The following is a 12,300-nucleotide window of genomic DNA, read 5'->3' on the forward strand; positions in this document are numbered from 1 at the left end:
GGCCGTGGCCGCCTGGGAGAAGGAGCGCGACCCCTCCCGCGTGGGAGGCCGACGATGAGCCGCCTGGGCGAGCGGCTCGCGGGCCTGCGCCGCCTCGTCCGCGAGTTCACCGGCGAGGCGGCGTGGGACGACTACCTCGACGCGTGCGAGCGCGACGGGGTCGAGCCCACCACCCGGCGGGCGTTCGAGCGGCACCGTGCCGACCAGGTGGAGCACGCCCCCATGGCGCGCTGCTGCTGATTCGGCCGCGGCTGGGGTTGCGGACCCGCACGGGTGGGGCCACGATCATCGGAACACGCGATGCGGGAGGGGCGTCATGTCCGAGCGGACCGACACCACGCCGGGGGGCCAGCAGGAGGAGCTCAAGCGCTCCATCTCCGGCCGCCTGCTGTTCTTCTACGTGCTGGGCGACGTGCTCGGCTCCGGGATCTACGCGCTCATCGGCGTCATGGCGTTCACCGTCGGTGGTGCGTTCTGGCTCTCGTTCGTCGTCGGCGTCACCGTCGCCCTGCTGACGGGGTTCGCCTACGCGGAGCTGATCACCAAGTACCCGCAGGCCGCCGGCGCCGCTCTCTACACGCACAAGGCGTTCGGCAACCGGTTCCTCACCTTCATGGTCACGTTCTCGCTGCTCGCGGCCACGATCGCCGCGGCGGGCACCCTCGCGCGGGTGTTCGGCGGGACCTACTTCACGTCGTTCGTCGAGGGCGTGCCGGTCACGCTCGTGGCCATCCTGTTCATCGTCGCGCTGTCGCTGCTGAACTTCCGCGGCATCACCGAGTCCGTGTGGACCAACATGATCATGACGATCATCGAGACCGCCGGCCTGCTCATCATCCTGGCCGTCGGTGCCGTCGTGGTGGCCGAGGGCGACGCGAACCTCGAGCAGCCGTTCCAGCTCAACGACGGCAACCCCGCGATCGTCGTGCTCAGCGGCGTGGCCCTGGCCTTCTTCGCGATGACCGGCTTCGAGAACGCCGCCAACATCGCCGAGGAGACTCAGGACCCGAGCCGGACGTTCCCCAAGGCGCTCCTCGGCGGCATGACGCTCGCCGGCGTCCTCTACATGGTCATCGCGTTCATCGCCTCGATGGTGGCGCCGATCGACGAGCTGGCCGCCAACGGAGGCGAGGACGGCAGCCTTCTCACCGTCGTGCAGGCCGGGCCGATCCCCGTGCCCGAGATGGTGTTCTCGGCCATCGCCCTGGTGGCGGTCACCAACACGACGCTCGTCTCGCTGGTCGCGCAGTCCCGCATCATGTACGGCATGGCCCGCCAGGGCATCGTGCCGCGCGTCTTCGCCCGCACGCACGCCACGCGGCGCACCCCGTGGGTCTCGATCATCTTCACCGCCGCGCTGGTCTGCCTGCTGCTGGCCATCGCCGACGTCGACCGCCTGGCCACGGTGACGGTGCTGTTCCTCATCGTCGTCTACGGCATGGTGTGCCTGGCGGCGCTCAAGCTCCGCGGCACCGCCGTCGACCACGACCACTNNNGATGATCGACGACCCCGGGTCGATCGTGTGGTGCGCCGCCATCCTCGCGATCGGCGTGGCCATGTACTTCGTCAACGCCTTCGCCATGAAGGCCGATCCACGTTCTGCCGATCCCGAGCCCCTCGACCCCAGCGACCTCGCCGGATAGTCTCCCCGCACCGACCCACTCAGGAGTAGCCATGCACGTGCTCGTCGCCACCGACGGCTCGAAGCAGTCCCTCGAGTCCGCCAAGTACCTGCGCAACCTCGTCGACCACGAGGCCGTCACGAAGGTCAGCGTGGTCGCGGTCGTGAGCCCGCTCGCGGCCGTCCCGTTCGCCACCGAGGGCAGCAAGGACGGCGGCGGCGTGGAGATGTCGTTCCGCCGCGAGGCCGAGCAGGCCACTCTCAAGGTCGCCGAGGCGCTCGACGGCTGGGGCCCGACGGTCACCACCCACGTCTACAGCGGCTCCCCGGCCAACGAGATCATCAAGGCCGCCAAGCGCTTCGACTCCGGCCTGATCGTGCTGGCCAGCCAGAGCACCCGCACCCAGGCCGTGCTCATGGGCTCGGTGTCGCACAAGGTGCTCAACCAGGCCACCTGCCCGGTGCTCGTGCACCGTCCCGGACCCAAGCCCGCCCGACGCACCAAGAAGAAGGCGTAGCGCCTCAGGTCCGGTGCAGCCACGGCGCCAGCAGCCGGGTGATCCACGGCAGCAGCACGTAGGTCATGAGCGGCGTCATGACGCACACGGTGAGCAGCACGCGCCACGGCAGCCACAGGTCCGGCACGAAGTGCGCGCCCAGCGCGTTGGCCGCCAGGCTCAGCGGGAAGAAGACCAGGAAGATGGAGACCATCTGCTTCCAGCGCGGCGGTGCGGAGACGGGCGGGCGCAGGTCCTCGACGTCGACCCCCGACGGCTCGTCGAACCAGCCCTCGATGCCGGTGCGCTTCTCCAGGCGCGACTCGTCGACGATGCCCTGGGCGCTGTCGAGCCACCAGCGACGCTGACTCGACGACATCCACACCTCCAGGTCGTCGGCGCTGGCGAAGCGGAACAGCATGTGCCACTCGCTCGACGTGGGCGCCGGCCGCACCCAGCCCGAGCCCAGGAACCCGTCGAAGCGCTCGGCGAGCTCGGAGCCGGCGCGCAGCCAGGCGAGCATCTGGTCCTCGTGCGCCGGGTCGACGTGGCGCGTGACGGACACGGTGACGGGGACGCTCATGCACCCCAGCCTAGGAAGTCGCTGACTCCACGCGTTCGCCGACCGCCCCGCGCCGAAGCACCACGATCTCCACGACGACCCAGGCCACGGCGACGACCGCCCAGCCCGCCACGACGTCGAGCACCCAGTGGTTGCCGGTGGCGACCACCACGAACGCCGTGACGAGGGCGTAGACCACGCCGACGGCCCGCCAGGCGCGGTGCACCCCGGCGTTCGCGACCACGATCGCCACCCACAGCGCCCAGCCCGCGTGCAGCGACGGGAACGCGGCGAGCTGGTTGGTGATGTCGCCCAGTCCCTTGGGCGCCGATGCGTCGCCGCCCCACCACCCGGCCTGGGAGTGCAGCGCGAGCACGTCGGAGTAGCCCTCGACGAACCGCGGCGGCGCCATCGGCATGGTGAGGTAGCACGCCAGGCCGGCCAGCGAGGCCACGACCAGGGCCGTCCGGGCGCGCGGATAGAGCCCCGGGCGACGCACGAACAACCACACGAGCACGGCCGCGGTGACCACGTAGTGCGCCGTGGCGTACCAGTAGCTCGAGGCGACGGCGAGGAGGTCGTGCTGCGCGAGCCAGGTGTTGAGCTCCCGCTCGAGGTCGAGGTGCCACGTCTGCTCGAGCCCCAGCAGGGCGCGCGCCCGGTCGAGCGCCTCGGCCCGGTCGTCCGACGCCAGCAGCCGCGACGCGCTGTAGCCGACGTAGAGCACGGCCAGCAGGGACACCTCGAGCACCACGAAGCGTGGCGTCACCCGCGATCCACGGGCGAGTCGCGTCCTGTTCACCGCTCCAGCATGGCGCGACCGTCCACGATCGCACCTCGGGGACGACCCCCGATCCACCACCGACACCGACCCCGGGACGCCTCAGGGTCCGTCGGGGTCGAGGCCGCAGCAACGGCACAGGGAGGTCAGCGCCGACGACCGAAGATCCGCTTGCCGATCTCGCGGGCGATCACGCGGGACGCCTCGTCGAGGGCGGACTGACCGGGCTCGGACCGCCTCGAGCGGGTCGTGCGCCGGGACCGCGGTGCACGACCTCCCGACTCCCGTGCGATCCGGTCGGCCTCGCGCGCGACCCGCTCGGCCTCCTTCGACGCCTGCTCGGCCCGGGCGTCGGCATCGGCCTGGGCTCCTGCGGCGGCGCGGGCGGCGTCGATGGACTCCGACGCGGACGGTGGGTCGACGGGCGTGCCGTAGCGGGCCATGAGCGAGGAGGCCTGCACCGCGGCGGCGACGTGAGCGGCCGGCGCCGGATCCATCGAGCCCTGCGGTGCCCGCACCCGGGTCCACGCGACCGGCGTGGGTGCCCCCTTCTCGTTCATGACCGTGACGATGGCCTCGCCGATGGCGAGCTGGGTGAGCACCTCCTCCAGGTCGTACGTCGACGTCGGGTAGGTCGACACGGTGGAGCGCAGGGCCTTGGCGTCGTCGGGGGTGTGCGCCCGCAGCTGGTGCTGGATGCGCGATCCGAGCTGGGCGAGCACGTCGGACGGGACGTCCTTCGGGGTCTGGGTCACGAACACCACGCCGACACCCTTGGACCGGATCAGCCGCACGGTCTGCGTGACCTGGTCGAGGAAGTCCTTCGAGGCGTCCTTGAACAGCAGGTGGGCCTCGTCGAAGAAGAACACCAGGCGCGGCTTGTCGGCGTCGCCGACCTCGGGCAGGGTCTCGAACAGCGTGCTCAGCAGGTACAGCAGGAAGGTCGAGAACAGGGCCGGCTTGTCCTGGACCGACGGGACCTCGAGCAGCGAGACGATCCCCCTGCCGTCGGGCGCGGTGCGCAGGAAGTCGGACACGTCGATCTCGGGTCGACCGAAGAACACGTCGGCGCCCTGGTCGGAGAAGGCGATGAGCTCGCGGAGGATCACCCCGGCGGTGGAGGCCGAGAGCCCTCCCAGCTCCTTGAGCTCCGGCTTGCCGTCGCCGGTGAGCCAGGTGAGCACCGACCGGAGGTCGCCGAGATCGACCAGGGCGTGCCCCTTGTTCCTGGCGTAGTGGAAGACGAGCGCCAGCGACGACTCCTGGGTGGCGTTCAGGCCCAACACCTTCGACAGCAGCAGCGGCCCGAACGAGTCGATGCTCGCGCGGATCGGGACCCCCGTGCCGAGGCCGCCGAGGGTGAAGAACTCGGTGGCCGAGGCGGTCGGCTGCCAGGTCTGACCGATGCTCTCGCACCGTGCGGCCAGCTTCTCGTTCGGCGTGCCCGGGACGGCGATGCCCGAGAGGTCGCCCTTGATGTCGGCGGCGAACACCGGCACGCCCTGGGCGGCCACCTGCTCGGCGAGCACCTGGAGGGTCTTGGTCTTGCCGGTGCCGGTGGCTCCGGCGACCAGGCCGTGCCGGTTGAGCATGCCGAGCGGGATCCGGACCTGGGCTCCCGGCACGGCGACGTCGGCCTCCACGAGGGCGCCGATCTCCAGCACCGAGCCCTCGAAGGCGTAGCCGCTGCGCACGAGCTCCGCGTGCTCGCTCAGGTCGCCGGCGACGGCCGGCGCGGTCTGGGTCGGCTCGGTCTGGGCCCGCTGCTGCTCCTGCTCCGCGGCGGCGCGAGCGAGCTCGTCGGCGCGGCGCCTGGCCTCCGCGGCTGCGGTCTCGGCGGCGGCAGCGGCCTGCGCGGCCTCCTCGGCGGCCTGCTGCGCCGACTTCGGGGCTCCGACCTCGTCCGGGCTGCTCATGCCGGTCAGGCTACCGCTCGGCGACGGCACACCTGTCTACACTGACGAGGTGATCTTCCGGAGGGTGAACGACGGGCGGCCGTACCCCGACCACGGCCTGTCGCAGCGTGAGTGGGCCGACGTCTCGCCCAGCCAGGTCCGGCTCGCCGACCTCACCACCACCAAGACGCAGCTCGACCTCGAGAACCTGCTCGACGAGGACTCCACCTACTTCGGCGACCTGTTCGCGCACGTCGTGGCCTGGAAGGGCGAGCTGTTCCTCGAGGACGGCCTGCACCGTGCGGTCCGCGCCGCGCTCCAGCAGCGCGCCATGCTCCACGCCCGCGTCTACACCCTGAGCGGGTCCCGATGAACGCCCGCAGCGGTGCCGCCGGACCGCTCGTGCTGCTCGGCAGCGTCGTGGTGCTCGTCGCCGGGCTCTTCGTGGGCTTCCGCCTGCTGACCGCGTCGGCCGAGACGATCGACGCCGGGCCCACGTGCGAGACGCGCGTGGTCGCGGCCGAGGACGAGGTCACGAGCAACCTGATCACCGTCGACGTCTACAACGCCAGCTCCCGCGCGGGCCTGGCCAACCGGGTCAGCATCAACCTCCAGCGTCGCGGGTTCCTGGCCGGCCAGATCGGCAACTCCACGAGCAAGGTCGACGCCGACGTCGCCGTGGTGCTCACCAACGACCGCGACGACCCGCGGGTCCGGCTGGTGGCCGCGCAGTTCGGCTCCAAGGTCCAGTACGCCGAGCCCGACATCGAGGTCGACGGCGACTCCGTGACGGTGATCGTCGGCGACGACTTCAAGAAGCTCGGCAAGGACGTGCGCACGACGAAGAACGACCGCCGCTTCACGGTCTGCCTGCCCACCGTCCCAGCTGTCTGACCCAGCCGTCTGACCCAGCCGTCGTACCCGCCGCCCGACCCGGTCAGGGTTCCTCGCGGTCCCAGCCCGCGAGCCGACCGTGGCGCCCGACGGCGAGCAGCCGCTGCTCCGTGGCCTCGCGCACGTCACGCGTGGCCACGACCAGCAGGTCGTCGCCCCGGACCAGGCGGGTGGTGCGGTGCGGCACGAACGGCTCACCGTCGCGGACGACGAGCGAGACCGACGCGCCCTGCGGCAGCCGCAGCTCGCCCACCTCGACGCCGGCGAGCCGCGACTTCCTCGGGACGTGCACCTGCAGCAGGTCGGCCGAGATCCGTTCGAGCGGTGCCGCCTCCACCTCGACGTCGCGCACCTCGTCGTGGAGCACCCCGCACCAGCGGGCCAGCCGCGACAGGGGTGCGGCCTGGACGAGCGTGTAGACCACGACGGCCACGAACACGATGTCGAACAGGTCGCGCGAGCCGGGCACGTCGGCGGCGAGCGGGATGGTGGCCAGGATGATCGGCACCGCGCCACGCAGGCCGGCCCACCCCACGAACAGCTGCTCGCGCCAGCCCACGCGGAACCAGACCGCACAGCTGGCGACCGAGAGCGGCCGGGCCACGAAGGTGAGCACGGCGCCGACGACCAGACCGGTCCAGATGTGCCACAGGGTGAACTCCGAGGGGCTAGCGAGCAGGCCGAGCATGACGAACAGCCCGATCTGGGCGAGCCAGCCGACGCCCTCCACGAAGGAGCGGGTCGCCACGCGGTGCGGCAGCTCGGTGTTGCCGAGCACGAGGGCACACAGGTAGACCGCCGCGAAGCCGCTGGCGTGGCCCAGCACCGCGAGCCCGTACGCCAGGACGGTGAACGCGAGCACGATGAGCGGGTAGAGGCCCGAGGCGGGCAGCGCCATGCTGCGCAGCAGCCGGCCCGCGCCGAAGCCGACGACCAGGCCGACGATGCCGCCGACGACGATCTCGAACACGATCAGTCCCGCGAACGACGCGATGCCCCCGTCGGCGATCTGGCCTGCACTGATCGCGGTGACGAGCACGACGATGGGAGCGTCGTTGAGGCCGGACTCCGCCTCCAGCACCCCCTTGACGCGCGGGGTGAGCGGCACGGCTCGCAGCACCGAGAAGACCGCGGCCGCGTCGGTGGGGGTGAGGACGGCGGCGAGGAGCACCGCGATCTCCCAGCGCAGGTCGAGCACGTAGTGGGCCGCCAGGGCGACCACCAGCACGCTGACCACGGAGCCGAGCGTGGCCAGCAGCAGGCCCAGGCCGATCGACGGGCGCACGTGCTCCCAGCGGGTGGTGAGACCGCCCTCGGCGAGGATCAGGACGAGCGCGCCGAAGCCCATGGCCAGGGCCAGGTCGGCGTCGTCGAACTGCACGCCGAGACCTTCCTCGCCGATGAGCAGGCCGATGCCCAGGTACACCAGGAGCGAGGGGAGGCCGGCGGTGACCGAGAGCCGCACGGCGAGGATCGCGGCGATGAGGACGGCCGACCCGACGAGCAGGAACGCGTCGAGGTCGTGGATGTCCATCTCCGGGCCTCCCGCGCTCGCCGAGTGCTGATCCTATCGGCCGCCGACCGCCCGTTGACCTGCAGGGACGAGCCGCGTGCGGTGGGATGGACGGATGCGTCGACGTCGGTTCCTGTCCCTCGGCTCCGCGGTCGTCGGCTCGACGGTGCTGGGCGGAGGCGTGCTCGCGGCCTGCTCGTCCGGAGGCGGCCCCAGCGGTGGGGACGGCGGTGCGACGATGGGCTCCGTGGAGCGCATCACCTACGGCACCGACCCCGCGCAGTTCGCGGAGCTGACCCGGCCGACCGGCGAGTCACGAGGCGTCGTCGTCGTGATCCACGGCGGCTTCTGGCGGGCGGAGTACGACCTGTCCCTCGGACGTCCGCTCGCCGCGTCGCTGGCGGCGCAGGGGTGGACGGCGTGGAACCTGGAGTACCGACGGGTCGGGAGCGGGAAGGGTTCCGGCGGTGGCTGGCCGCAGACGCCCGACGACGTGAGCGCCGGCATCGACGCGCTGGCCGACGTCGAGGACCTCGACCTCAGCCGGGTGGTCACCCTCGGGCACTCGGCCGGCGGGCACCTCGCGGTGTGGGCCGCGGGACGTCAGCGCCTCGACCGCTGGCGCGACGCGCGCGTGCCGGTGACGGCGGCCGTCTCGCAGGCGGGCGTGCTCGACCTCGTGGGAGCGGTCCGCGAGGACCTGGGGGCCGGAGCGGTCGAGGCCTTCCTCGGTGCACCGGTCGCCGACGTCCCCGACGCCGATCCCCTGCAGCAGGTCCCTCTCGACGTGCCGGTGTGGTGCGTGCACGGTCGCGCCGACACGAACGTGCCGTACTCGCAGTCGCGCACCTACGTCGACGCGGCGCGGGCCGCCGGTGCCGACGCGAACCTCGCGCCGGTCGACGGCGACCACTTCGTCGTCATCGACCCGCAGAGCGAGGCGTGGGCGTCGACGCTGACCGTGCTCGAGGGGCTGTAGCGACCACGAGCCACGTCCAGCCCGCGGCGAGCAGCACCATGGAGAGCACGCCCCACGGACGGTAGACGTGCTCCTGCCAGAACATGACCGACCCGACGAGCACCAGGACGGCACCGGGCAGCGCCCGCACGACCCCGGCCCGGCTGGCCACCCCGACGGCCAGCGCGGTGGCGCCGATGTAGGCGTAGGACCCGATGGCCCCCAGGTCACCCGCCACCGGGAACACGATGCCCAGTCCGCCGGCCTCCGCGTCCTTGATGGCACCGCCGGCGATGCCGGCCAGCACGTCGAGGCTCGTGTAGAAGCAGGCGTAGACGTAGGCGAGCACGCCCACGACCACCCCGACCACGCGATCGTGGGTGCGCGCCACCAGCCATGGTCCGAGGGCGAGCAGCGGGAAGACCGGCAGCAGCACGGTGTGCATCATCTGCCAGTGCCCGGCGTCCTCGACGGTGAGCACGGCCGGGTGGGTCAGCCCCAGGACCGCCGTGAACAACGGCGGCACGGCCACGGCGACGATCATCAGGTAGCGGCTCATCCGCCCACGGTAGGCAGGATCGGCCCCTCCCGCCGGACGAGCGGGCCGGACCTGCGGCTGCGCTGCCTCCGCTCCGTGCGGGCTCGGTCCCCGAGAGGCCTCGACGGAACAGGGGCGCCCGGTGCGGCCGAGCACGCCGTCCAACGGTGGATCCTCCACCTCAGGACGGCTTCTGCGGTTGACGATCGACCGATGACTCCCCCGAGCGGTGACTTCTCCACCGAATCCCCGCCCGAGCGGTGCGTCCTCCACCGTCTCAGCGCTCAGACGGTGGAGAAGTCACCGGCGGTCCGCGGCATCGCCGTCATTCGGTGGAGAAGTCACCGCCCGGGACGGGACAGCGCGGCGGCAGCCCGCGAACCCTGCCCGATGCGCGGGGTGCCGCCCGGTCGAGGCCCTTTCGGAGACCGACCTGACGACGAACCGCAGCTGCGCAGCCCCGATCCAGGACGCCCGGCCCGACCGAGCACGCCGCCCACCCGCCATCGGTGGATCCTCAACCTCAGGACGGCTTCTGCGGTCGACGATCCACCGATGCACCCCCGAGCGGTGACCTCGGGCGCAGCGCAGCCCCGGCGCGGGGAGCGACGTCGGTCAGGACTGGTCGTCGACCCAGCCGTGGGTGCGGGAGTGCAGCTCCTCACAGACCGCCCGGTAGAAGCGCTCGACCTCGGGGCCGGAGAAGTCCGTGGCCCCGGAGAAGGTGTCGGATCGGGCCTGGAACCACAGCGCCGCACGCAGCAGCGCGATGCCCAGGGAGCCGTCGAGGTCCTCGCCGCGCTCCACCGCGTCGAAGGCGGGCCGGTACGCGGTCTGCACGATCGTCGCGGTCGAGGAGGACAGGAAGAACGCCGCGTCGAAGGTCTGGGCGAACCCGTGCAGCGCCGACCAGTCCGCGTCGGGGCCGGGCACCCGCACCCGCCGCGAGACCGCCAGCTGCTTCTTGTGCGGGACGTTGCGCGGGCCGCTCACCGGGACTCCAGCTGCGCCACGAGCTCGCGCACGGCGCGGGCGTAGCCGTCGACCCCTTCGCCCACCACGGTCAGGGCGGCGACGTCGGTCAGGTACGAGAAGTGGCGGAACTCCTCGCGGGCGTGCACGTCGGACACGTGCACCTCGGCGAACGGGAGCGCCACTCCGGTGAGCGCGTCACGCAGCGCCACCGACGTGTGCGTCAGGCCACCGGGGTTGATGACGATGCCGGCGCAGGTGCCTCGCGCGTCGTGGACGGCGTCGATGAGCACACCCTCGTGGTTGCTCTGCAGCGCGCTCACCGCGTACCCGAGCTCGTCGGCCGTGCGCTCCACGAGCGCGACGACGTCCGCGAGCGTGGCGCTGCCGTAGACCTCGGGCTCGCGGGTGCCGAGCAGGTTGAGGTTGGGACCGTTGACCAGGAGCAGGCGGCGCGCAGACACGTCGTTCACGTGGTCACGCTATCGGGCCCTGCTCACCTCACTGCCAGACCCGCACGTGGTCGACCTCCATCGTCGCAGGGAGCTGCGTGTCCGACGTGGGCGCATTGGCTCCCGAGCCCAGCATCTGGGTGAGGTTGATCGTGTAGTCCTGGTCGAAGGGCTGGCCCTGGAGGAGCTGGCCCACGAGCGTGATCTTGTGGTCGAGGCAGACCGCGCCGTCGTACTCGACCCGGATCCGGTCGCGGTCCCACTCCAGCGAGTAGGTGTGCCACTGGGTGGGGTCCTGGACCATGCAGTAGTAGTTCGTGTAGCCGGGCGACGTCGTGGCGTAGTGCATGGTCGGGATGAGCCGGTCCGGGTACTGCGAGTAGAACTCGGCGATGTCCATCTCGCCCGAGCCGGCGACGTCCCAGTACTTCATCGTCTCCGGGAAGAGCCAGAGCGCGCTCTGCACGCCGGGCTGCGTGGTGGTGGGCATCTTGGCCCGGATCTCGACGCGTCCGCGGTCGAGCGTGTGCCGGCCCCAGGTGGTGACCGAGCCCGACGTGTAGCGGGTGGTCACGGTCTTGCCCTCGGCGGTGCACGTGACCGGCTCGTCCTCCATCCGCGTGGTCAGGCGCAGGCTGCCGTCCGCGACGCTCAGGTTCTCCGGGCGGTCGACCCAGCAGTCGCCGTAGGTGAGGCCGGTGGCCTCGCTCGTGGCGACGAGCCACTTGCTGCTGTCGAGGGCGTCGCCGTCGAAGTCGTCGCTGAAGGTGCAGCTCCAGGCCGAGCCGTCGGTCTTGAGCCGCGTGGGGCCGCAGGCATCGGCGGACGCGTCGGACCCGGTGGTCGGGACAGGCGTCGGCGTCGGGGTCGGCGTCGGGGTCGGGGTCGGGGTCGGCGTCGGGGTCGGGGTCGGCGTCGGGGTCGGGGTCGGCGTGGGGGTCGGCGTCGGAGTGGGGGTCGGCGAGGCAGAAGGCTTCGGCGCGGGCTTGGCCTTCGCAGCGGCCACGGCGCGCGACCGCGCGAGCGAGGTGGCCGCTGCACTGGCGCTGGCGGTGGCCCGCTTCCTGGCCGTGACCCGTGCCCGCGAGAGAGCCCGCGACCGGGCCAAGGACGTGGCCTTCTTCTTGCTCGTGCTGGTCGCCTTGGCGGCTGCGACCGCGCGGGCGGTCCGTCGGATCGTCGCCGTGCCCCGGTACCCGTCGTGGACGGCCGACCGGGTCACGGTCGAGGTGGCGGTGGCGCTCTTCTTCGCCGTCACCGTGTACCGACGGGCGGCGTCGGCACTCGGCGCCACGAGCGTGGACATCAACAAGGCGCCGACGACGAGCAGGACGACACGTGTCGCCCCGCCCGCGCAGCGCCGCCTGACGGCGGTCTGCATGGTGTTCTCCCTCTGTTGCGGAACAACGCCCAACGCTCTGCGCGTCACTCGTGCCCTATGGCGGCCTCCCAACCACCACATGCGGACGTTGTCCCGGTTTCAATCGGGACTTTAGTCCTTTTCGGCCCCATCTCGCATCCCGATCGCGGAAGACGTTCGACCGGTACCGTGGAGGCAGCGCGAAGGAGGAGCGAATGACCACGATCGTCGTCGGATACGTCGCCACGCCCGAGGG

Annotated in this window: 14 protein-coding genes; 6 read left to right on the forward strand and 8 right to left on the reverse strand. The window is 71.8% G+C overall.

Features of this window, described 5'->3' with window-relative positions; genetic code table 11:
* The 3 genes from ASF38_RS07450 to ASF38_RS07460 all read left to right on the forward strand — a co-directional run.
* Positions 1-240 (forward strand): CstA-like transporter-associated (seleno)protein (locus ASF38_RS07450; RefSeq protein ID WP_235497489.1); only part of this gene is annotated, 240 nt, incomplete at its 5' end.
* A gap of 76 nt (positions 241-316) precedes the next feature.
* On the forward strand, positions 317-1,493 hold a 1,177-nt coding region (locus ASF38_RS07455; RefSeq protein WP_235497491.1), incomplete at its 3' end, for an APC family permease.
* 182 nt (positions 1,494-1,675) lie between these two features.
* A complete protein-coding gene (locus tag ASF38_RS07460; protein WP_055961205.1) occupies positions 1,676-2,140 on the forward strand; it encodes a universal stress protein in 465 nt (154 codons plus the stop codon).
* 4 nt (positions 2,141-2,144) lie between these two features.
* On the opposite strand, the gene ASF38_RS07465 is transcribed toward ASF38_RS07460, so the two are convergent.
* The 3 genes from ASF38_RS07465 to ASF38_RS07475 form a co-directional block, all read right to left on the reverse strand.
* Positions 2,145-2,702, reverse strand: coding sequence for an antibiotic biosynthesis monooxygenase (locus ASF38_RS07465; protein WP_055961209.1), 558 nt, complete (start codon positions 2,700-2,702; stop codon positions 2,145-2,147).
* Between the two features lie 10 nt (positions 2,703-2,712).
* Positions 2,713-3,483 carry a phosphatase PAP2 family protein gene (locus ASF38_RS07470; RefSeq protein WP_156364620.1) on the reverse strand — a complete coding sequence of 257 codons (771 nt, stop codon included), beginning with the start codon at positions 3,481-3,483 and terminating at the stop codon, positions 2,713-2,715.
* Between the two features lie 125 nt (positions 3,484-3,608).
* Complete coding sequence (locus tag ASF38_RS07475; protein ID WP_056574877.1) at positions 3,609-5,378, reverse strand: helicase HerA-like domain-containing protein; 1,770 nt, start codon at positions 5,376-5,378, stop codon at positions 3,609-3,611.
* Positions 5,379-5,427: 49 nt separating this feature from the next.
* Here ASF38_RS07475 and ASF38_RS07480 point away from each other — a divergent pair, with 49 nt between their 5' ends.
* Together ASF38_RS07480 and ASF38_RS07485 are read left to right on the forward strand one after the other, a co-directional pair.
* A complete protein-coding gene (locus ASF38_RS07480) occupies positions 5,428-5,730 on the forward strand; it encodes a type II toxin-antitoxin system VapB family antitoxin (protein ID WP_055961218.1) in 303 nt (100 codons plus the stop codon).
* Complete coding sequence (locus tag ASF38_RS07485) at positions 5,727-6,251, forward strand: LytR C-terminal domain-containing protein (protein ID WP_056551915.1); 525 nt, start codon at positions 5,727-5,729, stop codon at positions 6,249-6,251. The genes ASF38_RS07480 and ASF38_RS07485 overlap by 4 nt, the downstream gene beginning before the upstream one ends.
* A gap of 43 nt (positions 6,252-6,294) precedes the next feature.
* On the opposite strand, the gene ASF38_RS07490 is transcribed toward ASF38_RS07485, so the two are convergent.
* On the reverse strand, positions 6,295-7,785 hold the full coding sequence (locus tag ASF38_RS07490; protein ID WP_055961225.1) for a potassium/proton antiporter: 1,491 nt from the start codon (positions 7,783-7,785) through the stop codon (positions 6,295-6,297).
* Between the two features lie 94 nt (positions 7,786-7,879).
* Between ASF38_RS07490 and ASF38_RS07495 the strand changes: the two genes are divergently transcribed.
* Positions 7,880-8,743, forward strand: coding sequence for a S9 family peptidase (locus tag ASF38_RS07495; RefSeq protein ID WP_055961228.1), 864 nt, complete (start codon positions 7,880-7,882; stop codon positions 8,741-8,743).
* Here ASF38_RS07495 and ASF38_RS07500 read toward each other — a convergent pair.
* From ASF38_RS07500 to ASF38_RS07515, 4 genes are all read right to left on the reverse strand, one after another.
* Complete coding sequence (locus ASF38_RS07500) at positions 8,685-9,281, reverse strand: hypothetical protein (protein WP_055961231.1); 597 nt, start codon at positions 9,279-9,281, stop codon at positions 8,685-8,687. The two genes, ASF38_RS07495 and ASF38_RS07500, sit on opposite strands and share 59 nt — an antisense overlap.
* A 594-nt stretch (positions 9,282-9,875) precedes the next feature.
* Positions 9,876-10,253 (reverse strand): hypothetical protein, encoded by a 378-nt coding sequence (locus ASF38_RS07505; protein WP_056574880.1) that lies wholly within the window; start codon positions 10,251-10,253, stop codon positions 9,876-9,878.
* Positions 10,250-10,705, reverse strand: a complete 456-nt coding sequence (gene aroQ, locus ASF38_RS07510; RefSeq protein WP_082480578.1) for a type II 3-dehydroquinate dehydratase — start codon at positions 10,703-10,705, stop codon at positions 10,250-10,252. Before aroQ ends, ASF38_RS07505 begins: the two co-directional genes overlap by 4 nt.
* A 28-nt stretch (positions 10,706-10,733) precedes the next feature.
* Positions 10,734-12,065 carry a family 16 glycosylhydrolase gene (locus tag ASF38_RS07515; protein ID WP_056574883.1) on the reverse strand — a complete coding sequence of 444 codons (1,332 nt, stop codon included), beginning with the start codon at positions 12,063-12,065 and terminating at the stop codon, positions 10,734-10,736.
* Positions 12,066-12,300: the final 235 nt, after the last annotated feature.

This window comes from Aeromicrobium sp. Leaf272 (assembly GCF_001422865.1).
Taxonomy (GTDB): Bacteria; Actinomycetota; Actinomycetes; order Propionibacteriales; family Nocardioidaceae; genus Aeromicrobium.

Coding starts and splice junctions, on each gene's coding strand:
- ASF38_RS07490 (WP_055961225.1), bottom strand. CDS start 7,785: ATGGACATCCACGACCTCGACGCGTTCCTGCTCGTCGGGTCGGCCGTC.
- ASF38_RS07460 (WP_055961205.1), top strand. CDS start 1,676: ATGCACGTGCTCGTCGCCACCGACGGCTCGAAGCAGTCCCTCGAGTCC.
- ASF38_RS07465 (WP_055961209.1), bottom strand. CDS start 2,702: ATGAGCGTCCCCGTCACCGTGTCCGTCACGCGCCACGTCGACCCGGCG.
- ASF38_RS07495 (WP_055961228.1), top strand. CDS start 7,880: ATGCGTCGACGTCGGTTCCTGTCCCTCGGCTCCGCGGTCGTCGGCTCG.
- ASF38_RS07485 (WP_056551915.1), top strand. CDS start 5,727: ATGAACGCCCGCAGCGGTGCCGCCGGACCGCTCGTGCTGCTCGGCAGC.
- ASF38_RS07475 (WP_056574877.1), bottom strand. CDS start 5,378: ATGAGCAGCCCGGACGAGGTCGGAGCCCCGAAGTCGGCGCAGCAGGCC.
- ASF38_RS07500 (WP_055961231.1), bottom strand. CDS start 9,281: ATGAGCCGCTACCTGATGATCGTCGCCGTGGCCGTGCCGCCGTTGTTC.
- ASF38_RS07515 (WP_056574883.1), bottom strand. CDS start 12,065: ATGCAGACCGCCGTCAGGCGGCGCTGCGCGGGCGGGGCGACACGTGTC.